Consider the following 21,939-nt stretch of genomic DNA (forward strand, 5'->3'; position numbering starts at 1 on the left):
TTTTTCCAAAATACAAAAAGCATTACCTCACAGATAATGCTTTTTACTTTATATTTTTTTAGTTGTTATCCTAAAAATTCTTCCAAAGAAACTGTTTTCTGCTCTCCGGCTTCAAGATCTTTAAAAGTAACCGTTCCATTTTTAATTTCTTCTTCGCCTAAGAAAACAAGGTTTTTAATACCTTTCTTTTCAGCGTATGTAAACTGTTTGTTCAGTTTTGCATTTTCCGGATACAGTTCTGCAGAAATTCCTTTTTCTCTTAACTGCATGATCAATCTTAAAGCTTCTACAGTTTCTTCGCCTCCGAAATTAGCAAACAGGTATTCTACTTTTGTTGATGCTTCTTCAGGGAAAAGATCAAGTTCTTCCATCACCAGGTAAACCCTGTCCAAACCAAATGAAATCCCGATTCCCGGAATATTCTTAACTCCGAAGACTTCTGTCAGGTTATCATACCTTCCACCACCACCGATGGAGCCCATTGCCACTTCATCCGCTTTTACTTCAAAAATAGCTCCTGTATAATAATCCAAACCTCTGGCCAATGTAATATTGAATACAAGATTCTGCATATCCACTCCCAGGTTCAGGGATTGTGTGAGGACAAATTCTAATTCCTCCACTCCTTTAAGGCCAATTTCACTGTCTGCAAATTTTTCTTTCAGCTGAAGAAGATTTTCCAGTGCATCGTCCGACTGATTAAACAAGAACTCTAATTTATCTATAGACTCCTGAGAGATTTCTCTCTCCAGTAATTCTTTAACAACTCCTTCTTTTCCAATTTTGTCAAGTTTATCAAGAGCTACGGTAAATTCTATCAGTTTATCCGTAATCCCGGCATATTCTGCTAAACCGGAAAGAATCTTTCTGTTATTCATGTGAATAGTAACAGGGATTCTCAGATCGGAGAATGATTTAAGGTATAGCTGCACTAAATCTACTTCCTGAAGCAAACTCTCGCTTCCTACTACATCTGCATCGCACTGATAAAATTCTCTGAATCTCCCTTTTTGCGGACGGTCAGCTCTCCATACCGGCTGGATCTGATAACGTTTGTAAGGAAATGTCAGTTTACCATGATTCATTGCTACAAATCTTGCAAAAGGTACGGTAAGATCGTAACGGAGTGCTTTATCTGAAATCTGAGGGATAAGCTTCTGATGATTTTTATGATCCCAATCTTCCTGATTTACTTTTGAAGCGTACTCACCTGAATTTAAAATTTTAAAGATCAGCCGGTCACCTTCCTCTCCATATTTTCCCGTTAATGTAGACAGATTTTCAAAACTCGGTGTTTCCAATGGCTGAAAACCAAATAATTCAAAATTTTTCTGTAAAATATTGATAATATATTTCCTCCTTGAAACTTCCTGTGCTGTAAAATCTCTTGTTCCTTTTGCTAAACTTGGCTTCATTTGCTGTATATCATTTTGATGACTGCAAAAATAAGGAATTGAAAGGACTTTTCCGAACGATAAAACTGAGGAAGAAATCTTCCCCAGTTCTTTTGATGCATTATCATTACTGAATCCGAAAAAATCAGACGCTTTCAAGAATTTCTAAGATCTCTTCACCATAGTTTTCAATCTTATGTTTTCCGAAACCTTTGATATCAAGCAGTTCTTCTTTTTTAGCAGGTTTATACTTGGCTACAGACATCAGTTCTTTATTGCTCGCGATAAAATAAGTGGGGAGATTCTGTTCCTTAGCCTTCTCAGACCTCCAGTATTTCAGGGCATTTAAAATTTTAACTTCATCGGAGTTTAAGACATCACTATCTGCAGAGTACTTTACTGCCTTTGGTTCTTTCACTATATTTCTGGCTGTTTTCAGCTCTTCAAAACACAGGATTACGGACCAGTAACATTCATCATTTACAAAAGCGGTATCCACTTTTATAATTTCGTTCATTTCAAGAAAATCATCAAGCATTTTTTGATCTCGATGAAGAAATTCCTTGGAAATTCTGATTTTAAAAATTTTCATTTTCATGATTTGTGTTTTTAGAATTATTTGCCTCCTAAAAGCAGGATCTCATCGATTCTGATTTCTGTTATATAACGTTTAACGCCATCTTTGTCATCATACGATCTGTATGTAAGCTTTCCTTCAATTGCGATTTCTTTTCCTTTTGGTACATACTTCTGAAGGATTTCAGCAGGTTTGCCAAAAGCAATCAGATTATGCCATTGTGTTTCTTCCACTTTTTCACCTTTTGCGTTTGTGTAATGATCGCTGGTGGCTAAGGATACGCTTGCTTTTACATTTCCGTTTTCGAAGTTTACTGTTTCAACTTCTTTACCTGTGTAACCAATTAATGTTACTTTGTTTCTTAGTGACATAGCTTTTAAATTTTTAAGATTAATAATTCAGATAAGAGACGTTCACTGTCTTTCTCAAATCTCTGTTGCAAAGATTGCCACACTACAACATCTTAGTCGGTTATAAACTATTTAAATTCATTTGTATTCGTTTGTTGTCGATTATTTAATGATCCTTTTCATTTATTTTTTAGCTTTAAAAAATTCTCTATCTTTTTATAATCAACAAATAAGAATTAGAATCAGGTTCTATTAAGTAAAATTTTAAAACGTTTCTACAATTTTTCTTTAAATACCCATTTCAAAATACCGAATACAAACGTTAAGGAAACATTCCTGCATATAGTTTTATCCGTTTGCAAATGGATAATTCCGTATCTTTGAGTTATGATGAAAACGGAACCTATACAAGACCTTTTGTAAAAAATTTAATTCAAATAATAAAAAATAAAGAAGATTAATGAGGAAGACAATAAGAAGAACATTCAGGGTTTCAAAATATGTAATTTATAAAGAAACGCTGGTTGATTATAAAGAGCATTTCTGGTCCTTTCTGGGAGCGTTTGTCGGGATTGGAATTATTGCGTTCATTCAGTCACATACTTTAGCCGCAACTGAAAATATATTTCTTATTGGCTCCTTTGGTGCATCAAGTGTTCTGATCTATGGAGCTATTCAAAGTCCTCTTGCCCAACCCAGAAACCTTGTCGGCGGACATGTTATTTCAGCACTTGTAGGCGTTACCGTTTATAAGATCGTTCCCGATATTATCTGGCTTTCTGCACCGATGGCAGTTGCTTTTTCCATTGTTCTGATGCAGTATACCAAAACCCTTCATCCACCCGGCGGAGCAACAGCTTTAATTGCCGTAAGCTCTACAGGGAAAATTCCGGAGCTGGGATACTGGTATGTTCTCTCCCCTGTTTTATCAGGATGTATTATTCTTTTATTGGCTGCTCTCTTATTCAACAATATGACCCCGAACAGAAGCTATCCTTCGCACACCAGGTTTAAAAGATTATTAAGGAAAAAGCATGAGCACATGCACAAAATGAAAAAATAAAAGTATGAACTGTATTGAATGTGGCGAAAAAATTATCGGCAGATCAGATAAAAAGTTCTGCAATGATGCCTGCCGGAATGCCTATAATAATAAACAGAATAAAGATTCAACCAATCTGATGCGGAATGTCAACAATAAACTCCGCAAAAATTACCGTATCCTGCTGGAACTGAATACTGATGGCAAAGCAAAAATTGCAAAATCAAGGATGGACGGCCTCGGTTTTGATTTTGATTATTTTACGAATCTGAAAGTTTATAAAAACGGTTCTGAATACCGGTTTATTTATGACTATGGCTATAAATTTCTGGAAGACGATTTTGTCCTGATTGTAAAAAACCAGGCATAATTTCCTCAATCACTTCAAAATATTGTATTATGAAAGAAATTGTTCTTATAACCGGCGCAGGCGGCATGATCGCAAGAAAGCTCTCTGAAAAGATTGAGAAAGATTATACGGTAAGATTCCTGACCAGAAAGAAAAAACACGACAATGATTTTGAATGGGACATTAAAAACGGAACAATGGATGAATCTGCCCTTGAAAATGTTTCCCACATTATTCATCTGGCCGGAGCCAATATTTCGGAAAAACGCTGGACTAAAGAAAGAAAGCATGAATTAATATCCAGCCGTGTGGATTCTGCCGGACTTCTTTTAAATACTGTAAAAAAGAAAAAAATAAAACTAAAATCCTTCATTTCCGCTTCAGGAATCAATTATTACGGTACCGTAACCACAGAAAAAATCTTTACTGAAAATGATCCCCCGGGAAATGATTTCCTGAGTGAAGTTGTAGTCTTATGGGAAAGGGCCGCAGATGATTTCAAAGAACAGGATCTGGCTGAAAGAGTTGTTAAAATACGGACTGCCGTTGTTCTGTCCAAAGAGGACGGAGCATTAAAGAAAATGGTTCCTACCATAAAATACGGCATCGGGTCTGCTTTAGGAAGCGGAAAACAATATATGCCCTGGATTCATATTGATGATATCTGCTCTGTTTATGAAGCGGCTTTGAAAAACTCAGAGATGGATGGAGCTTATAATGCCGTTTCTCCTCAAGATACAACCAATGAAAATTTAACAAGAAAGATCGCTGAAGTATTGAAAAAACCACTGTTTATGCCTAATGTACCGACATTTGTCTTAAAACTGATATTTGGCGAACTGGCAGATGCTTTACTGGAAGGTTCCAGAGCTTCTTCTCAAAAGATACAGAATACCGGATTTCAGTTTAAGTTTAAATTCCCCGATCTGAAGAAAGCATTACAAAACTTATTAACTGATAATCAGACTAAATAAATTACTATTCAAAATATTCAATCCCTATATGCATACCCCTAAAATCGACATTATTAAAACGGAAATTCTTTCAGATAACTGGTATACTTTAAAGAAAGTTACTTACGCTATTGAAAAGAAAGACGGAACTAAGGACACCCAGAGCAGAGAAGCTTACGACAGAGGAAATGGAGCGGTTATCCTGCTTTATAATAAAATTTCAGGGACCGTAATTTTAACAAGGCAGTTCAGACTTCCTACTTTCATCAACGGGAACACTACAGGCATGCTTATTGAAGCCTGTGCCGGCTTACTGGATAATGACAACCCCGAAGAGTGCATCAAACGAGAAACTGAAGAAGAAACAGGCTACAAAATTTCAAAAGTGGAAAAAGTATTTGAAGCCTATATGTCACCCGGTTCTGTAACGGAAATTCTGCACTTTTTCACTGCCGAGTATTCCCATGAAATGAAGACTGCAGACGGAGGCGGCCTTGAAGAGGAAGGTGAAAACATTGAAGTCCTGGAGCTTCCTTTTAATGATGCCCTTGCCATGATAGACAACGGAGAGATTATGGATGCAAAAACCATTATGCTGCTGCAGTACCTGCGTATCAAAAATATTGTATAGAAATCCAATGAAAGAAATAGTTTCAGTACTGGTTTTGCTCAGTCTTTTATATTGTAAGGAAGAACCGAAAAAAGAAAACATATCTGTCAGACAAGAGATTCCTGACACTTCCAAGACTGAAACCGTAAAAGATGTTGTATATACTGAATTTAAACCGGAAAGTATTCCCAATTTAAAAATCGAAGGATTTGATGTTGAGGAAGCATTCTCTGTTGAAGGAAACAGCATTGTGGCAGGACACTATCAGTCTGTTGACGGTAAAATTACTTTACCGGACACTGAAGAAAACTGGGGAAAAAGACTTTTAATGCTGAACAGTAAGAACCAAATCATCTATCAGTCCAAAGGATCAGGAGAAGCCTATATTTATCAGCCCTATTTTTATAAAAACAATCTGAATGGCAATATCATCATTGTCTGCCAGCAGGCTTTTGAGTATTTCTTTGGCGGTGATGCATTTGTATTGGAAAAAGGAAAAATAAAGTATCTTGGCAATTTAGATATTGAACCTAAGAATGATGAAAAGAAATTAACCGATATCTTAAAAATTAAAGAATCAGATAATAAAATTACTTTTACTTTTGAGACGGATTCATTAGTCCTGAAACCAGGAAGCGAAGATATTGTCATCAGAAATAATAATGTGAAATATGTATATGACCATCAGTCATTAAAATTATACCGGTAAGATGATAATTAAGATCGTTAGGGCACTTGCTATCATTTCAATTCTAATTTTCAGTATTCTGATGCTGAAAGTCATCTCCCAGTACACAGGATTTGATAAAAATGTGGGTTTCCTTATGTTCAAGCAGAAAGTTGTCAGCAATCCGTATTGGATGGCATTTTTTTATATTCATATTTTTTCAATCACACTTTGTTTGCTGGCAGGACTTACGCAGTTTTCGGGCCGGTTTTTAAGAGAGAACCGGAAACTTCACCGGTGGATAGGTAAAATATATGTTTACAATATTCTGATCATCAATGTTCCGGCTTGTTTTGTATTGGGATTATTTTCAAATGGCGGAGTCATCGGGATTTCGGGCTTTTTGCTCCAGGATATTCTTTGGGCTTATTTTACCGTTACTGCTGTTATTTCCATTAAAAAAGGAAATATTCAGGTCCATAAAAAATATATGATCCTTAGTTATGCGGTGACAACCACAGCCATTACCTTCAGGATCATCAAGAACCTGATCTATCAGGAAAACCGGTATGATTATGAGCTTTTTTACGGACTGAATGTCTGGATTTCCCTGCTAGTCAATCTTTCTGCAGCATATTTTATCATAAGAAATCAAAGAACATTACCTTCCCATATTGACATTCGACATAAAAATAACAAATGAAATGAACAGTAACAGCGCGTATGATGCAATAAAGATCAAACCATTCAATACTGTTTTATGTTGTGATTTTGCTGTCCACCGGTTAAAAAACCGCACCACAAGGTAAGATATCCCGGCCGGGATCAATAAAATAAAGACAAAAAAAAGCAATTCCATAGCTATTAATTTTATATCAAAACTATTATTTTAAAATTAAAAAACAATAACCTGATAAATATTTTGTAAAAAACGGCCCAATTAAATCATAATTTTACCTAATGGTTAGATTGATTATATTTGATAGTAATCAGAAAGTGAACATAATATTTCTTTGAAATGGATTGGAAAATCAATTATTCGTCTCAGTCAAAATGGCAAAATGTTGTTGACATTTACGAGACTATTCTTAAAAATGAATTTTATGATACAGATTATTGGTATTCTGTGGGAAGTACCGATGTCAGTTTTAAGCTTTCATTATTTACAAAAGAAGACTGGGAAAAGCTGAAAGAAGATATTGTTAACTGGAAAAGTAACCAGATTGAAATATTAAGCCTGATCCTTACATCAGATAAGGATCGTTTTGAATTGACTGATATAAAATCATTTCAATCATTAAAAAGTGAATGTTATTCTTATCTATTGATCATTTGTAACGATGATCTTTTTACAGATTTAATTGATAGTATAGATTTCATAAAATTCAATAACAATAAAGATTCTGAAATCCTCAATGAAATAAAGTTTCGTCTTTTAAAGCTAAAAGATTCTCCCCTAATCCAGAATAACAACTCTAATCATTTTTTGTATACCCAAACCCGGTTCGAAAATTTTATGCAGTTAGTTAATGATGAAATAGAAAAAGCAGATGATAATTCCTCATATGTTCAATGAAAACAGCCGGATTTGCCGGAATCTAATTAGCTTATGCTGAATTACTTCTTATTTTATTTTTAAACTCTGAAGCATCAAATAAATTAAAAGTGAACAACTTACGATTTTTCAAATTTAATTGCCTAATTTTGCACTCCGAAAATAAGGATCGAGAATATGAAAAAATTAGGCGAATACAGAAAGCTTCTTGAGGTTGACAAAAATGTTACACTGAAGGATTTAAAAACAATTTACAGGAATACGATGAAAGATTCTCATCCTGATAAATTTATTAATGATGAAGCCGGAAAACTGGAAGCAGAAGAAAAAAGCAAATCTGTGATTGAAGCCTACCACTTTTTAGTAAGCATCAACCCGGAAACACAGGAAAAATATAAAGAAGAATACACAGAAACCATAACAACATCCAATATTCAGGATTTTTATCTTGAAAAATCCATCCTGACGGTTCAGCACCTGAACGGTAAAATGTATGAATATATTGGTGTTCCGAGAAATACTTATATAAAAATGGTCAATGCCGATTCGCCCAGCCGTTTTGCAAGAAGACATATTTATGGAAATTTTACCTACAGAAAGTCTGGTGAGGCTATGGCAGATTAATTTTTTCATATTATAATATAAAAAGAGCTTTCAGTTTTTACTGGAAGCTTTTTTATTGCTAAAAAGGACAAAATATTATGTTTCGGCTAAAGCCATATGGATCTATACAATTAGGCGGGCTAAAGCCCGCTCCTATTGAATATTTTTCTTAATGCACCACGATTGACGAAAAGGAAAACAGGCTCCTTTACAATACTATAATAACAATTAATCATCAATAGAAATGGGCTTTAGCCCATTTACAATAATGAACATACTCCAATGGCTTTAGCCAAAACCTATATGGTAAATCTTGAATCATCATCTGCCAACAAAAAAAGCGCATCAGAAATCTGATACGCTTTTCGGTTAATTAAGGTTAAATATTTTAGTCTACGTGCTTAGTAGTAAATCCATCTTCACTTAGCTCTTTATGTACATAATCTGCCTTCATTTCAGATTCATAATCTACTTTTTCATGTTTGCCCATTCTTCGTAGAATAGAATCAAACAGAGAGTATACTACCGGTACGATAATCAAGGTAAGGAATAGAGACGATGTCAAACCACCGATAACTACCCATGCAAGACCTTTGTTCATCTCCGCTCCTGCTCCTGTTGCCAATGCAATTGGTAACATACCGAAGATCATCGCAATCGTTGTCATCAGGATCGGACGAAGACGGGCGTGGTTAGCCTGTACTAATGCATCATGCGTATTGGCACCTGCTTCTTTTCTGGCATTCGTAAAGTCTACGATCAGAATCGCGTTTTTCGCAACAAGACCGATCAACATGATCATACCCAGCATCGTAAAGATGTTCAGTGAATTCGCAGTTAAGGCAAGGATCACCATTACCCCGATCATTGCCAGCGGAATGGAGAACAATACCACGAACGGATATACGAAACTGTCATACAAGGAAACCATTACCAGGTATACCAATACGATAGCTGCCAATAAAGCAATACCCAACGTACCGAAACCTTCCTGCTGGTTTTCCATATCACCACTCCAGATGTAATCTACCCCTACAGGTTTGTTTTTGCTGGTCATGAACTGGTTCGCCCACTCATTAGCTACGTCACCTACAGGTCTACCCACTGCTTTTGCTCTTACTTTTACAGAAGGAGATTTATCTCTACGTTCAAGCAAACTCGGTCCTGAACCCATTTTTACATCTGCAAACTGGCTCAAACGAACCTGCTGTCCCTGTGGATTGGTAAACATAAGGTTTTTAACATCATCAATGGATTGTCTGTTCGCATCACCGAAACGGATATTGATATCATATTCATATTCTCCTGCTCTGAATTTACCGTCTGTATTTCCGTTGAATGCAGTCTGCATCGTTTGTCCTACACTTGAAAGATTCAACCCTAAAGATGCCATTTTATCCCTGTCTATGTTTACCTGAACTTCCGGGTTACCTGTATCGGTTGATAATTCGGCATCTACTGCTCCGGGAACTTTTTTCAGTAATTCTAAAATTCTCGTAGCTTCTTTTACTGCTGTTGCATTATCCGGGGCTGTCACTACCATTTCAATCGGCGCATTTTCAGCACCCATGATACCAATTGGAGCGGTTTTAAATTCAACACCTGTGAATTTCTCTTCCAGCTCTCTTTTTATTTTTGCAGCCTTGATATTCGTACTTTCGGAACGTTCAGACTTATCTGTTAAGTTTACCTGAACCTCAGACTGGTAAGTTGTAGCCTGCGCCCCACCAAAACCTGTTGACTGCTGACCAACTGTTGTAATCAGGTCAACAACATCTTTATCGTTTCTTAAAAACTTCTCAACATCTAATGTTAACTGGTTTGTTTTTTCAACGGTTGCATCTTTTGATAATTCCATCTGAACAAGGAACTGTCCACGGTCAATCGGAGGGAAGAATTCCCCACCAATGAAGCCGAATGCAACTAACATGAATGAAGCAATCAGGATAACAAATGTAATTACTACTGTTGATATTCTTCTTAAAGTGGATTTCAGACACCATTCAAGGATTCCCGTGATCCAGTGTGTGAATTTATCAATTAAACCTTCAAACCAAAGGATGAATTTCTGGAACCAGTTTTTACCTGTTAAATGCTCTAGTTTACCAAATCTTGATGATAACCACGGGATAATGGTAAATGAGGCCAACAATGATAACATTGTTGCAATAACCACTGTGACGCAGAACTGGGCAAGGATATTGGCCACAAGACCTGAACTCATCGCAATCGGTAAGAATACCACCACAATTACCAAAGTAATCGCTGCAACGGTAAACCCGATCTCTGAAGCTCCATCGTAAGCCGCTCTGATCTTGCTTTTACCCATCTCCATGTGACGGTAAATGTTTTCAAGTACCACAATGGCATCATCCACAAGGATACCTACCACAAGTGACAACCCAAGTAAACTCATCAAGTTTAGGGTATATCCCATTAAATTCATTCCGATGAACGTTGCCACCAATGAAGCCGGGATGGAAACCATTACGATGAATGCGTTTCTGATACTGTGAAGGAATAACAACATTACAATTGCCACGAGAATAATCGCTAAGAATAAGTCGAAAATAACGTGGTTGGCAGATTCAAGGGTAAAGTCTGTAGTATCGTTTACCACTTTTACTTTTATTCCCTGAACTTTATAGGCTGATTCTACTGTTGCGATGGTTTTCTGAACGCTTTCAGATACAGCCACCGCGTTGGCATCAGACTGCTTTTTAACCTGCATCAAAATGGTAGGAAACTGGTTGAATCTCGCTACTTTTTCAGCATCTTTCTGGGAGTCGAAAACCGTTGCAATATCAGATAAACGCACCTGTGCTCCATTTTTATTGGAAACCACAAGGTTGTTCATTTCCTGAGTCGATTTGTATTTTCCGGATAGTCTGATCGTAGATTTTGAAGTTCTCGTTTTTAAACTACCTGTAGGGAAATCAAGGTTTGATGAAAGAATTGCCTGCTGTACATCGGAAATTGAAAGTCCGTATCCCTGAAGCTTTTTCTCATCCAGATTCACCTGAATTTCTCTTTCCTGTCCTCCTACAAGATCAACCTGGGCCACACCGTTTACACGGGAGAAAATAGGTTCAATCTTTTTATCTAAAAGGTCGTAAAGGTCTTTATTATTCAGTTTATCAGATGAAATACTCATCGTGATAATCGGTAAATCATCCAAAGAGAATTTATTCAGTGACGGTGCGTCCACATCATCCGGAAGGTCTGCCAGGATTGCGTTTACCTTTCTCTGAGCGTCATTCAAAGCGTAATCTACATCTGCTCCGTCGTTCAGCTGAACCATGATCACGGATAAGCTTTCGTATGAGGAGGATTCCACTTTTTTCACGTTTTCCAAAGAACCAACGGCATCTTCAATTTTTCGGGTAACGGAGGTTTCCACCTCAGCAGGTGAAGCTCCGGGATATACCGTGGATATGGTTACCATATTGGTTTCGAACTTCGGAATCAATTCGTATCCCATGAGCGTATAACTCAGGATACCACCCAGCGTCAGAATTGTAAATAATACAATAACCAACGATGGTCTTTTAATCGATATTTCTGCTAACTTCATAAACCTTCTACTTTATAATGTTTACTTTAGATCCGTTGTCAAGGTTGATCTGTCCGCTGGTTACTACCTGCTCGCCTCCATTCAGTCCGCTTAATACCTGAACTTTATCTCCGTATACTTTTCCAACTGTTACTTTAATCAGTTTGGCAATACCATTCTGAACAACGAATAACTGGCCTGAACTTACTCCATTTACAAATGCTTCAGCCGGAACCGTCAGCATATTCTGAGTTTCAGCACCGTTATTTGTTTTAAATAGAGCTGTAGCATACATACCGGCTTTCAGATTTCCTCTGTTCTGAACTTCAATTTCAACAGGGAAGTTCAGAGAAGCATCACTTTTAGGAGCAATGAACGTAATCCTACCTGAGAAAGATTCTCCGGGTAAAACATTTACACTGATTGGAACTTCCTGTCCTAACTGAATTCTTCCGATCTGGCTTTCATCCACTAAAACTGAAAGTTTCAGGCTGTTGATATTTACAATCTCAAACATTGCAGTTCCCGGAGAAACTACAGTTCCCGGTTCTACCATCTTTTTATTGATGGTCCCACTGATTCCTGCACGGATGCTTGTATCATTTACTTTTACACTCTGGGCTCTTACTGCAGCCTGAGCATTTTTAAGCTGTAATCTTGAGTTGTCAACCTGCTGTTTCGTAACACCTCCGGTTTTGAAAGCGTTTTCATAACGTTGGTTGTCAATGATTGCATTCTGCAGATTATTCTGAGCCTGGGTAACATCAACTTCGATAGCATCTCTTTTGATTGTTGCCAGAACCTGCCCTGCTCCAACTCTTGAACCTTCTTTTACCAAAACGTTTACAATACGCCCTGAGATCTCAGAAGACTGGTTCATTTCCTGCTTTGGAAGGAAAGTTCCGTTGGCGGAATAATCCGTATCAATATTTTCTCTTGATACTGTTACGATATTTACATTGATTTTATCTACCTGCTTGGCTACTTCTTTTACTTCCTGTGTCTGTTTTTCTTTATTACCTGCAATCTTGTATGCCGCCAGACCTACCAGTACAGCTGCTACGATGATATATATTAAAGTTTTTTTCATTTTAGTTTATTATAAGTTTTGTAGTGTGTTTAGTTCTCCTTTGGCTTTAATTAGTTTGATCTCAGCCTGCTTGTAATCGAGCAATGCGTTTGAATAATTCTGTTTCGCCTGGGTAAGGGCATTTTCAGAATCCAATACTTCTGTAAGTGTTGCCAAACCATACTGGTAGTTGGCCTGGGTATTTTTCTGAACTCTTTCTGCCAGTTCCACATTGTCTTTCATGCTCTGAATATTAATGATCGTATTTTCCATATTGGTAATGGCATTTTTATAATCCAGATCCAGGCTCAGCTGTGTTTTTTGAATATCCTGATCTATATCCAGAATATCAACTTCTGCCTGCTGAATTTTAGCTTTTGTAGCTCCCCCGGTAAAAATCGGGATATTGACATTCAAACCGATTGCTGAATAATCGCTCCAAAGAACTCCGTTGTTCAGGCCGTTTGTCAAAGGGAATTTTTTACCCATACCTGCCCATCCGTAGTTGGCTGTAAGGTTAACTGTAGGATATAAATAGGCTTCCGTTGCTTTTTTGTTAAACTGCAGAAGTTCTCTGTTTTTATTTAAAACTTTAAGTTCCGTACGGTTTTCCAGGTTTACGTTACTGGTAATAAGTTCCGGTTTCGGTTCTATTGTTTTTTCTTCAAGCTCAATATCTGTACTGATAGGAACTCCCATATAAAATTTTAAAGCATTTTTGGAAAGCTCAACGGAATTGATCAGCTGCTGCTTGTTCGAACCGATATTGGTAAGCTGTACATTGGTACGGTCTAAATCGATAGCCTTTGCCAGACCGTTATCAACAAGACTTTTAATTACATTTCTTACTTTCTCAGTATTGGCATAGCTGGCCTGTACGGTTTTAAGATTTTCTTCCTGTACAAACACCTGATAATAGGCTGTTGCTACATTTTCAATGATCTGCTCATTGGTGAGCTGTGCATTCAGGATATAGAATTCTCTTGTAGACTTAGCGGCTTTAAGACCTGTAAAAACTCTTTGGTCAAAAATAGCCTGCTGAAGCTGAACCACGGCACTTGAACTCCAAGGCTGTCCTAACTGCGCCCTGATTCTTTCGCCTCCAAATTCAAGTAAGGATTCCTGAATTACCGGGTTGTAAGTTACTCCTGCTGTAGCGCTTATCTGTGGTAAGGCACCTGCTCTGGCTTCATCAATTTTGTATTCAGCTTTTTTAATCTGCAATGCGGCTTTTTTAGCTTCTGCCTTGTTCTGCAGTGCCTGCTTGATGGCTTCCTGAAGAGAAACCTGCTGCTGGGCTGATACTGATGAAAAACCGAAAATCATAAATGCTGCAGCTATCCCAATTTTTAGCTTTTTAGCAGTTATACTTTTTCTTTTCATAATTATATACTTCGTTTATTTTTTTAATGTAATTTTCCCCGTCAATGTTTTTATTTCTAAAGGACGAATCATTTCTTAAAATACTTTAACATTTTTTAATTTTTAAATAATAAATTCAAAATGATCTCTTTTCTTTCTGAAATAATTTTATCAAATTCTTCTTCACTAATCATAAGATTCTCCATTAATAAAGGTCTTACAGCACTTGGGAAGACCAACAGAGAAACCATATTCAAAACAAACTGAATGGGTTTCATTGGAGGAATATTTCCCAGTTCCATTTCCTTTTCTATATCCTTGTACAATTTATTCAGTTCATCTTCTTCAATATCTTTTTTGTGGCAGTTTCCTTTATTGATCTGTGAAACGATATAAGTTTCCAGATAGGGATACTGAAGACTTGTCGATAAGCTTCCTTCTATAAACTGACCAATCTTTTCTTTAAAGGGCAGATCAGAATTCATGATGATTTCAGATTTTTCGTGCTCTACTTTCTGTGCTTCATCAAAAATTATCTGAATCAGATTATCTCTCGAACGGAAATAATAATTGATAAGTGTTCTGTTTACTCCCGCTGCATCTGCAATCTCCTGGGTAGTAGCATCAAACTTCCCTTTCACAAAGAATAAATTCTTCGCTGTCTCTTTGATCAATTCCTGTGTTTGGTCTTTTTTTGCTTGATTTGACATTATTGTTAAACAATTTTGTGCAAATTTAAATCAAATTTTATTTTTGACAAAATTGTTAAACAAAATAATTAAACGAAATTGTTATGATTTGCATCATGTTTTTAGGTGATCAGTTTGAGATTAATAATACTTAGTCTCTATTTAGTGAGGTGTTTTTATATATTTGCGGAAAATTATAAATGATGCGAAAAACTTTACTCTTTTTCACAGTGGTTATTTGTGGATTAGTGTTTGCTCAAAAACAACATATACAAAACAATCAATATTATTTCTACGAAAATAAAGGACAGATTATTGATCAGGATGGAAGAGAAAATACAGATGTTAGATATTTGTATCATTCCGGAGGCCTTAATGTACAGTTACGTAATCATGGATTTTCCTATGATATTTATGAAACAAAAAAGGCACCCAATCCTAATTTTTCAAAACATAACCGAAACGGGCTTACAGATCAAAAAGCTTATGATCCAGATGAGTTTATTTACGAAAAACAAATCCATAGAATTGATATTGAACTTTTAAATTCAAATCAAAATTCAAAAATTATAGCAGAAGGAAGATCTTCTGACTACGATAACTATTACAATATTCCTCATAAACCTAAAGGCATTACTAACGTTCACCGTTATCATAAAATTCTGTACAAAAATATTTATCCCAATATTGATCTAGCATTTTTTAAGCCTGATGATACTTTAAAACCCATTGAATATAATTTTATCATCAACGCTGGTGGTAAAATTTCGGATATTAAAATGAAATTCAGTGGTGCTCCGGCATTAATAAAAGATGGAAAACTGGCTATGAACGTCCGCTTTGGGGAAATTCATGAAAATATACCTAACAGCTGGATAGAAGGACTTAGAAGAGAAAATATTAATGTTTCATTTAAAGATTTAGGAGATCAGACTTTTGGATTTAATTCGCCTGTAGATTCTTCAAACAAAATTATTATAATTGACCCTGTTCCTACGAGAATTTGGGGAAGTTATGCAGGTGGAGCAGGTGAAGATTATGGAAGAGTTAAAACTGACAGCCAAAACACTGTTTATGTTTATGGATCAACCAACAGCAACACTAATTTTGCAACTTCCGGAACTTATCAACAGAATATAGCAGGTGGTACTGATGCCTATCTTATGAAGCTAACTAAAACCGGACAAAAACTTTGGGGAACTTACTACGGTTTCGGAATGACTGATTATTTTATGGATGTTGACTTTGATGAAAATTTTAATATTTATGCAGGCGGAAGTGTTCAAAGAGGTTTATATAATGAAAATATTGTTTTAGTAAAATTCAATAATAACGGAAACTTGATTTTTCAAAAAGAATTTGTGTCAAGTAGAGAAGATAAACTTTATACTGTTTCTTATAATCAAAATCATGTATATATTGGGGGACATGCTTTTAGCTCAGACTTCCCTACTGTAAATGCCATACAGCCAACAAAAGCTACTCCATCAGGTATGTCGGATGGGATTTTAGCATCTTTAAATTCAACAAATGGAAATGTAGATTGGGCAACTTATTTTGGGGGGTCAGATTCTTCAACTTCTATTTTTCAAATATTTTCTTCAGTAAATGATCTGGAAATTGTTGGGGCTACACAATCTGTAAACATTCCAATGATTAATCCTTTTCAAGCCGTAAAAGCGGGAGTTACTGATGGGATCTATTTAAAACTTTCAAAATCTGGGAATATACTTATAAGGTCCAGTTATTATGGTGAAGTAGGGCAAGATGTGATACGACAGGCCAGAATTATCAATAATACACTCATACTTGCCGGAGAATACACAATACCTTCTCCATCAGGCGGTATCATAAACAAACCAGGAGTCTGGAGAATAAATCTAACAAGTAATATTATAACGAAAAGTTATTTCGATTTCAATCCCGGGGGGCAGTTATTTGCCTATACTGATGTCTCAGGAAATGTTTTCTTCATGGGACTTCATTTACAAAATTTTGGACAAGCAGATATTTCAACTCCCGGAGCTTATATGGGAATTCCTGCCATGTATATTGCTACCTTTTTAATTAAATACAATCAAAATGATATAAAAGAATGGGGAACGTATTATACAGGAAATGGGGCTACTCAGCTTGGCGAAATTACAAAAGATAATGAAGGTTCTATTTATTTAACAGGAATGTCTAGCGGAAATTCATCTGGCATTGCAACTCCTGGAACCTTTCAACAATCACCAGGAGGAGGAAATGATATGTTCATTGCCAAATTCCAAGACTGTACTTCTACAGCTGTTATAATGTCCAACTCTCCTGTCTGCACCAATTCAACAGTCCAATTAAATGCTACCGGAGGTACCACATACAGCTGGACGGGTCCGAACGGATTTACTTCCAACCAGCAAAATCCTTCTATTCCAAATGCCACGGCAGCAAACTCGGGGGTTTACACCTGTCAGGTTTCAGGCTCCGGAGCTTGTGATGGCAGTTTTACCGTAAATGTTGTAGTTGGGGATAATCTGGCTCCGGTTCCGAACGTGGCTAGTCTTCCTGCCATTACCGGAGATTGTCATACGGTTATTACCAATTTCCCTACCGCAACAGACAATTGTGCAGGAACAATTACTGCAACGACTACTGATCCGCTATCCTATTCTGTTCCGGGAACTTATACCATCCACTGGAATTATAATGACGGAAACGGAAATAATACTACACAAAACCAAACGGTTATGGTAAATCCAGTACCAGCTCCCACAGCAAATGTTAGCCAGATTTTCTGTGCGACAAACAATCCAAAAATCTCAGATCTTCAAGTAACAGGTCAGAATATTAAATGGTATGATGCTGCAGGGAATTTATTATCTTCTGCTGTATTACTGGTAGATGGCCAGACTTACTATGCATCTCAGACTATTAATGGGTGTGAAAGCAGTAAGATAGCTGTTCAGGTAACCATTAACAATACACCCAAACCTACCGGTAATACTACTCAGGATTTCTGTGCATCAGCATCGCCAACTTTAGCTAATCTGATTGTTACCGGAACATCCATTCTCTTTTACAATGCTTCAGGAACTATTATTCCTGTTACTACACCTCTTGTAAACGGACAAACCTATTATGCAACCCAGACTATCAACGGATGTGAATCTGAAAAACTGGCTATAGCTGTAACACTTTCCATCAATAATGTTCCGGCAGTCAATCATACGGAAGTAATGTGTAATAGCACTACAGGAAATACAATGAGTGTAAACCTTCATTCCTATGAAGGCAATATTATTAATAACCCCGGAAATTACATTTTTATTTACACGGATAGTGCAGGAAATGTCATTTCAAACCCTGCCAATTATACTTTAAATATAGGAACAACAGTTATTACCGTAAAAGTTGCAACCGTTGACGGATGTTTTACTACAATAAGACTCACCCTAATCTTAAATCCAAAACCTTTCATGGAGCTCCCTGAAAAATTAGATTTCTGTGAAGGCAAAACCATTACACTGGATGCCGGTGCAGGCTTTGCTTCTTATTTATGGAGTAACGGTGCGACTACCCGAACCATTACAGTTTCCGCACCGGGCACTTATTCCGTAACGGTAAAAAATGTTTTTGGATGTGAGAATACGAAATCAGTGCAGGTAGCTTATTCTGTTTTGGCAACTATTGTTGGAGTCAATATCAACAATAATACAGCTACAGTTGTTCTTTCTGAAAATGGTAACTATGAATATTCCCTGGATAATTTTGTATGGCAGGATTCCAATATTTTCACCAACCTCAATACGGGTGAATACACAGTTTATGTCAGAACAAAATCCGGATGTATCATTGGGCAGAAAAAATTCTCTATTTTCAATATTCAGAATGCTGTCACTCCAAATGGAGATGGGAATAACGATGCCTGGAAAATTGCCGGGCTTGAGAATTATCCGGGAACAGAAGTCTATATATACGACAGAAAGGGATTTGTTATTCTGAAAGAAACTATTACCAAAAAACCTTTCGTTTGGGATGGTAAATATCATCAGCAACCTTTAGCTACAGGAAATTATTGGTATACCATTAAGGTTTCGGACGGGAGAGTTTATAGCGGATGGCTTCTGGTAAAGAACAGGGATTAATAAAAACCGGGCAGAAAATTCTGCCCGGTTTCTTTTATAATAATTTTATTTTATCTTCTGAAATATCAACGATCTTATCTTTATAAAGTCCGCCAAGTGCTTTCTTAAAGTTCTTTTTACTCATCTGAAGCTCGTCTTTGATTTCTTCGGGAGAAGATTTATCGGAAAGGTAGAGAAGTCCGTAGTTTTCTTCCAGTTTGTTCAGAATCTTCTGCCTGAATTCATCTATATTCTCAAAACCTTCGGGCTGAAGGGAAACATCTATTTTCCCGTCTTCACGGATCGCTTTGATGTAGCCGCTTTCTTCTGATAAAGGATACAGCTTTTTGAACACATCTGATGCATAGACAAGTCCGATGTATTTTTTATTAACCACCACGTTCCAGCCCAGTTCACTCTCATTCATCATAAGAAGGTCTACTTTATCTCCTTTTTGAAAAGGAAGGTCCTGGTATTGCGGATTTCTTTTGAATTTTGTAGTTCCGGTGATCAGTTCCAGATCTTCATCTACATACAAATGAACCAGATATCTTTTACCTTCAATGATCTTGGATTTCTGTTGTTTGTAAGGAATAAAAAGGTCCTTAATAATTCCCCAATCCATAAATGCCCCGCTCGGAAGACTCTGTACACAGCTCATTACCGCATACTCTCCTACTTCAGCCAGTGGAATTTCAGTGGTTGCTTTTAATTTACTGTCATCCTGATAAACAAAAACTTCAACATCATCACCGATTTCCTTTTCATCGCTGGTGAAGACCTTGGGAAGAAAAGCTTTTTCGCCTGATTCGTCCGTCAAGATCCATCCTGAATTGTTTTTATCTGAAATTTTTAAAGTCTGGGTTTTTCCGAGTTGCATTGAATATAAAATTAGCCACAAAGGTACGTAAAATTGAAGATTTTAAACTACATATCCTGTTTTATCCTTATTGGGTTACATTAAAATGAGCAGGAATCTCTTTTAATTTTTTATAAACCTTTTCTGATAACTCATCGGATAAATGATGAAGATTAAAATGATTTTTCAATGTGAAAGCCAGCTGATCCTTCTCTATAATTTCTGAACTTTCTTTTCTGCCATTATTCCAGCGGATATTGAGTGTGGTATTAAAAAGGGCATACCTGGCATCTTCATCTACTTTTGTAATCATCAGGAATTTATTAAATACAGAATCGGGTCCGGTAGCAATATACCAGTTGGCCATTGCCAGATCCGAAAATTCTACTTCTTCAAGGGTAAACTTATAAATCGGAAGCCATTCTTCTTTTAAAACTTCCAGCCTGTAGAAGCCTTCAACGTCTACAAGGCGGAACAGTCCGTTAGGTGTTTCCTGTTCTATATCTTTTTCCAATAAGATCGGGGAAGTTAATGTCATAGATCCAAAACCCACGTCTGCCAGATATTTTGTCCCGTTAATATCAGTACTCAACAGCATATGGGAACGTGCAGTTCCTGTTCCGTCCCTGCTTCCCCAAACTACTCTTGCCAGATGCATTTTTATATTGAATCCAAGACTTTCCAATACATTTTTAAACAACAAATTTTGCTCGTAACAGTATCCGCCTCTCTGAAGCTTTACCAATTTGTTGAATATCGCTTCAAGCTGTAATGACGGGGTTTCCCCGGTAAACGAATCTATATTTTCAAACACAATGTGCTTAGGATGCAGCTGATGAAGCGTTTTCAGAAGTTGCAGCTTTCCGGTATTCTCTAATGATATTCCTGCTTCTATCCGTTTAAAATACAGATCCAGTTCATTATTTTCCATGATTTGATACTTTAAATTAATTCTTATCCAAATATCGGGATTGCTGATGTTAAAAAACAGGTCAAAAGAAATAATTATATGGACAAATCAATCATTTTTCTTTACCCATAAAAAAAGAGAAGCCTGTGCTTCTCTTGTATTTATTTCGGCAGTTGTGGTGCTCTCATTTTGTACTGATAACTGTGCAGCGTTTTCAGGAAATTCTCCAGGTCTGTGAGTTCGGTATCCGTAAGGTTAAGTTTTTCCAGCATTGCTGATTTTTTCGGGGCCAGCGGACTGTCTCTGTTTCTTTTTTCATTAGGCATTCCGGCATTGTACATATTCAGAACGCCTCTGATGTTTGGAAATAATCCGTTGTGCATATAAGGAGCCGTTTGCGAAACTTCCCTTAAAGTAGGAGTCTTAAATTTCCCGACATCTTCATTTTTCTTGCTGATATTGTAAAGTCCGAGGTCTTCATATTCTCTTCCGAAATAGGTAAGCCCAATATTATGAAACTTCTGGTCTGAAAAATAAGGTGTATTGTGACAGTTGATACAGTTTGCCTTTGTTCTGAACAGGTGAAGTCCATTGATTTCGGAATCTGTTAATATATCTTTTTCCCCGCCAACAAATTTATCGAATTTTGATTTCGGGCTTATGATGGTTCTTTCAAAAGTAGCAATAGCTTTAACAATATTTTCTTCTGTAATTTTATCATCACCAAAAGCTTTTTGAAAATACTCTTTATATCCCTTAATCTTTGCAATTCTTTTTACCGCCAGTCTTGAATGAAGATTCATTTCAACAGGGTTTTCAATTGGAGCTTTTGCCTGCTGTTCAAGCGTTGCTGCTCTTCCATCCCAGAAATATTCTTTAGCATACATGATATTGAGGATCGTAGGAGTATTCCTTGTTCCCTGTTGCCTGTCGTGGCCATAAGCAACTCTTCTTCCGTCTGCCCAGGCCAGCTCGGGATCATGGCAGTTGGCACATGAAATCTGTCCGGACGCGGAAAGTCTCGGATCAAAGAAAAGTGTTTTCCCAAGCTCTTCCTTGTCTTTGGAGTAAGGGTTATCTTTCGGAAACTCGGGTTTAGACAGCGGTCCTATATCTTTAAATCCTTCCTTAGCTTCATCAAACAAATGAGGCTTTGGCCAAAGGTTCTGGTTTCCGCTTCCGTAAAGGTCCCTCAGCTCCTGATTGGTATAGCCCTTCTGAATATTTCCAAAATCAGAAAAGGAATAAACAGCAAACAACAATGCCGACAGTGGCAAAAAATATTTCATAA

Annotated in this window: 19 protein-coding genes; 9 read left to right on the top strand and 10 right to left on the bottom strand. The window is 36.9% G+C overall.

Going from position 1 to position 21,939, the window contains the following annotated elements; all coding sequences use genetic code 11:
- Positions 1–65 precede the first annotated feature (65 nt).
- From hisS to HNP36_RS06570, 3 genes are all read right to left on the bottom strand, one after another.
- Positions 66–1,415: a histidine--tRNA ligase gene (gene hisS / locus HNP36_RS06560; protein WP_184159213.1), complete on the bottom strand. Its 1,350-nt coding sequence runs from the start codon at positions 1,413–1,415 to the stop codon at positions 66–68.
- A 124-nt stretch (positions 1,416–1,539) separates the two neighbouring features.
- Positions 1,540–1,992: an HRDC domain-containing protein gene (locus tag HNP36_RS06565; RefSeq protein ID WP_184159211.1), complete on the bottom strand. Its 453-nt coding sequence runs from the start codon at positions 1,990–1,992 to the stop codon at positions 1,540–1,542.
- Positions 1,993–2,009: 17 nt separating this feature from the next.
- Positions 2,010–2,342, bottom strand: a complete 333-nt coding sequence (locus tag HNP36_RS06570) for a single-stranded DNA-binding protein (protein ID WP_184159209.1) — start codon at positions 2,340–2,342, stop codon at positions 2,010–2,012.
- A gap of 439 nt (positions 2,343–2,781) precedes the next feature.
- Between HNP36_RS06570 and HNP36_RS06575 the strand changes: the two genes are divergently transcribed.
- From HNP36_RS06575 to HNP36_RS06610, 8 genes are all read left to right on the top strand, one after another.
- Positions 2,782–3,384: an HPP family protein gene (locus HNP36_RS06575; protein WP_184159207.1), complete on the top strand. Its 603-nt coding sequence runs from the start codon at positions 2,782–2,784 to the stop codon at positions 3,382–3,384.
- A 4-nt stretch (positions 3,385–3,388) separates the two neighbouring features.
- A complete protein-coding gene (locus HNP36_RS06580; protein WP_184159205.1) occupies positions 3,389–3,733 on the top strand; it encodes a DUF2116 family Zn-ribbon domain-containing protein in 345 nt (114 codons plus the stop codon).
- Between the two features lie 29 nt (positions 3,734–3,762).
- Complete coding sequence (locus HNP36_RS06585; RefSeq protein WP_184159203.1) at positions 3,763–4,686, top strand: TIGR01777 family oxidoreductase; 924 nt, start codon at positions 3,763–3,765, stop codon at positions 4,684–4,686.
- Positions 4,687–4,714: 28 nt separating this feature from the next.
- The gene (nudK, locus tag HNP36_RS06590) at positions 4,715–5,296 is read left to right on the top strand and encodes a GDP-mannose pyrophosphatase NudK (RefSeq protein ID WP_184159201.1); all 582 of its coding nucleotides are present in this window, start codon (positions 4,715–4,717) and stop codon (positions 5,294–5,296) included.
- 7 nt (positions 5,297–5,303) lie between these two features.
- Entirely contained in the window at positions 5,304–5,984 is a 681-nt protein-coding gene (locus HNP36_RS06595; RefSeq protein WP_184159200.1) for a hypothetical protein, read from the top strand.
- A gap of 1 nt (position 5,985) precedes the next feature.
- Positions 5,986–6,645, top strand: coding sequence for a DUF2306 domain-containing protein (locus tag HNP36_RS06600; RefSeq protein WP_184159198.1), 660 nt, complete (start codon positions 5,986–5,988; stop codon positions 6,643–6,645).
- Between the two features lie 315 nt (positions 6,646–6,960).
- Positions 6,961–7,518, top strand: a complete 558-nt coding sequence (locus HNP36_RS06605; RefSeq protein ID WP_184159196.1) for a hypothetical protein — start codon at positions 6,961–6,963, stop codon at positions 7,516–7,518.
- 156 nt (positions 7,519–7,674) lie between these two features.
- Entirely contained in the window at positions 7,675–8,121 is a 447-nt protein-coding gene (locus HNP36_RS06610) for a KTSC domain-containing protein (RefSeq protein ID WP_184159194.1), read from the top strand.
- A 367-nt stretch (positions 8,122–8,488) separates the two neighbouring features.
- On the opposite strand, the gene HNP36_RS06615 is transcribed toward HNP36_RS06610, so the two are convergent.
- The 4 genes from HNP36_RS06615 to HNP36_RS06630 form a co-directional block, all read right to left on the bottom strand.
- On the bottom strand, positions 8,489–11,674 hold the full coding sequence (locus tag HNP36_RS06615) for an efflux RND transporter permease subunit (protein ID WP_184159192.1): 3,186 nt from the start codon (positions 11,672–11,674) through the stop codon (positions 8,489–8,491).
- 7 nt (positions 11,675–11,681) lie between these two features.
- The gene (locus HNP36_RS06620) at positions 11,682–12,743 is read right to left on the bottom strand and encodes an efflux RND transporter periplasmic adaptor subunit (protein WP_184159190.1); all 1,062 of its coding nucleotides are present in this window, start codon (positions 12,741–12,743) and stop codon (positions 11,682–11,684) included.
- A gap of 9 nt (positions 12,744–12,752) precedes the next feature.
- Complete coding sequence (locus HNP36_RS06625) at positions 12,753–14,105, bottom strand: TolC family protein (RefSeq protein ID WP_184159188.1); 1,353 nt, start codon at positions 14,103–14,105, stop codon at positions 12,753–12,755.
- 95 nt (positions 14,106–14,200) lie between these two features.
- Entirely contained in the window at positions 14,201–14,794 is a 594-nt protein-coding gene (locus tag HNP36_RS06630) for a TetR/AcrR family transcriptional regulator (RefSeq protein ID WP_184159186.1), read from the bottom strand.
- A 179-nt stretch (positions 14,795–14,973) separates the two neighbouring features.
- On the opposite strand from HNP36_RS06630, the gene HNP36_RS06635 reads away from it, so the two are divergent.
- Positions 14,974–18,900 (top strand): T9SS type B sorting domain-containing protein, encoded by a 3,927-nt coding sequence (locus HNP36_RS06635; protein WP_184159184.1) that lies wholly within the window; start codon positions 14,974–14,976, stop codon positions 18,898–18,900.
- Between the two features lie 34 nt (positions 18,901–18,934).
- Here the strand turns inward: HNP36_RS06635 and HNP36_RS06640 are convergent, their stop codons facing one another.
- The 3 genes from HNP36_RS06640 to HNP36_RS06650 form a co-directional block, all read right to left on the bottom strand.
- Entirely contained in the window at positions 18,935–19,759 is an 825-nt protein-coding gene (locus HNP36_RS06640) for a S1 RNA-binding domain-containing protein (RefSeq protein ID WP_184159182.1), read from the bottom strand.
- Positions 19,760–19,826: 67 nt separating this feature from the next.
- The gene (locus tag HNP36_RS06645; protein ID WP_184159180.1) at positions 19,827–20,669 is read right to left on the bottom strand and encodes an arylamine N-acetyltransferase family protein; all 843 of its coding nucleotides are present in this window, start codon (positions 20,667–20,669) and stop codon (positions 19,827–19,829) included.
- Positions 20,670–20,809: 140 nt separating this feature from the next.
- Positions 20,810–21,937, bottom strand: a complete 1,128-nt coding sequence (locus tag HNP36_RS06650; protein ID WP_184159178.1) for a cytochrome-c peroxidase — start codon at positions 21,935–21,937, stop codon at positions 20,810–20,812.
- Between the last annotated feature and the right edge of the window lie 2 nt (positions 21,938–21,939).

The sequence above is a fragment of the Chryseobacterium shigense genome (assembly GCF_014207845.1).
Classification (GTDB): Bacteria; Bacteroidota; Bacteroidia; order Flavobacteriales; family Weeksellaceae; genus Chryseobacterium; species Chryseobacterium shigense_A.

What these genes read in the sequence shown, in the direction of transcription:
- hisS (WP_184159213.1), bottom strand. Translation starts at nt 1,415, where the DNA reads ATGAAGCCAAGTTTAGCAAAAGGAACAAGAGATTTTACAGCACAGGAA.
- HNP36_RS06565 (WP_184159211.1), bottom strand. Translation starts at nt 1,992, where the DNA reads ATGAAAATGAAAATTTTTAAAATCAGAATTTCCAAGGAATTTCTTCAT.
- HNP36_RS06570 (WP_184159209.1), bottom strand. Translation starts at nt 2,342, where the DNA reads ATGTCACTAAGAAACAAAGTAACATTAATTGGTTACACAGGTAAAGAA.
- HNP36_RS06575 (WP_184159207.1), top strand. Translation starts at nt 2,782, where the DNA reads ATGAGGAAGACAATAAGAAGAACATTCAGGGTTTCAAAATATGTAATT.
- HNP36_RS06580 (WP_184159205.1), top strand. Translation starts at nt 3,389, where the DNA reads ATGAACTGTATTGAATGTGGCGAAAAAATTATCGGCAGATCAGATAAA.
- HNP36_RS06585 (WP_184159203.1), top strand. Translation starts at nt 3,763, where the DNA reads ATGAAAGAAATTGTTCTTATAACCGGCGCAGGCGGCATGATCGCAAGA.
- nudK (WP_184159201.1), top strand. Translation starts at nt 4,715, where the DNA reads ATGCATACCCCTAAAATCGACATTATTAAAACGGAAATTCTTTCAGAT.
- HNP36_RS06595 (WP_184159200.1), top strand. Translation starts at nt 5,304, where the DNA reads ATGAAAGAAATAGTTTCAGTACTGGTTTTGCTCAGTCTTTTATATTGT.
- HNP36_RS06600 (WP_184159198.1), top strand. Translation starts at nt 5,986, where the DNA reads ATGATAATTAAGATCGTTAGGGCACTTGCTATCATTTCAATTCTAATT.
- HNP36_RS06605 (WP_184159196.1), top strand. Translation starts at nt 6,961, where the DNA reads ATGGATTGGAAAATCAATTATTCGTCTCAGTCAAAATGGCAAAATGTT.
- HNP36_RS06610 (WP_184159194.1), top strand. Translation starts at nt 7,675, where the DNA reads ATGAAAAAATTAGGCGAATACAGAAAGCTTCTTGAGGTTGACAAAAAT.
- HNP36_RS06615 (WP_184159192.1), bottom strand. Translation starts at nt 11,674, where the DNA reads ATGAAGTTAGCAGAAATATCGATTAAAAGACCATCGTTGGTTATTGTA.
- HNP36_RS06620 (WP_184159190.1), bottom strand. Translation starts at nt 12,743, where the DNA reads ATGAAAAAAACTTTAATATATATCATCGTAGCAGCTGTACTGGTAGGT.
- HNP36_RS06625 (WP_184159188.1), bottom strand. Translation starts at nt 14,105, where the DNA reads ATGAAAAGAAAAAGTATAACTGCTAAAAAGCTAAAAATTGGGATAGCT.
- HNP36_RS06630 (WP_184159186.1), bottom strand. Translation starts at nt 14,794, where the DNA reads ATGTCAAATCAAGCAAAAAAAGACCAAACACAGGAATTGATCAAAGAG.
- HNP36_RS06635 (WP_184159184.1), top strand. Translation starts at nt 14,974, where the DNA reads ATGATGCGAAAAACTTTACTCTTTTTCACAGTGGTTATTTGTGGATTA.
- HNP36_RS06640 (WP_184159182.1), bottom strand. Translation starts at nt 19,759, where the DNA reads ATGCAACTCGGAAAAACCCAGACTTTAAAAATTTCAGATAAAAACAAT.
- HNP36_RS06645 (WP_184159180.1), bottom strand. Translation starts at nt 20,669, where the DNA reads ATGGAAAATAATGAACTGGATCTGTATTTTAAACGGATAGAAGCAGGA.
- HNP36_RS06650 (WP_184159178.1), bottom strand. Translation starts at nt 21,937, where the DNA reads ATGAAATATTTTTTGCCACTGTCGGCATTGTTGTTTGCTGTTTATTCC.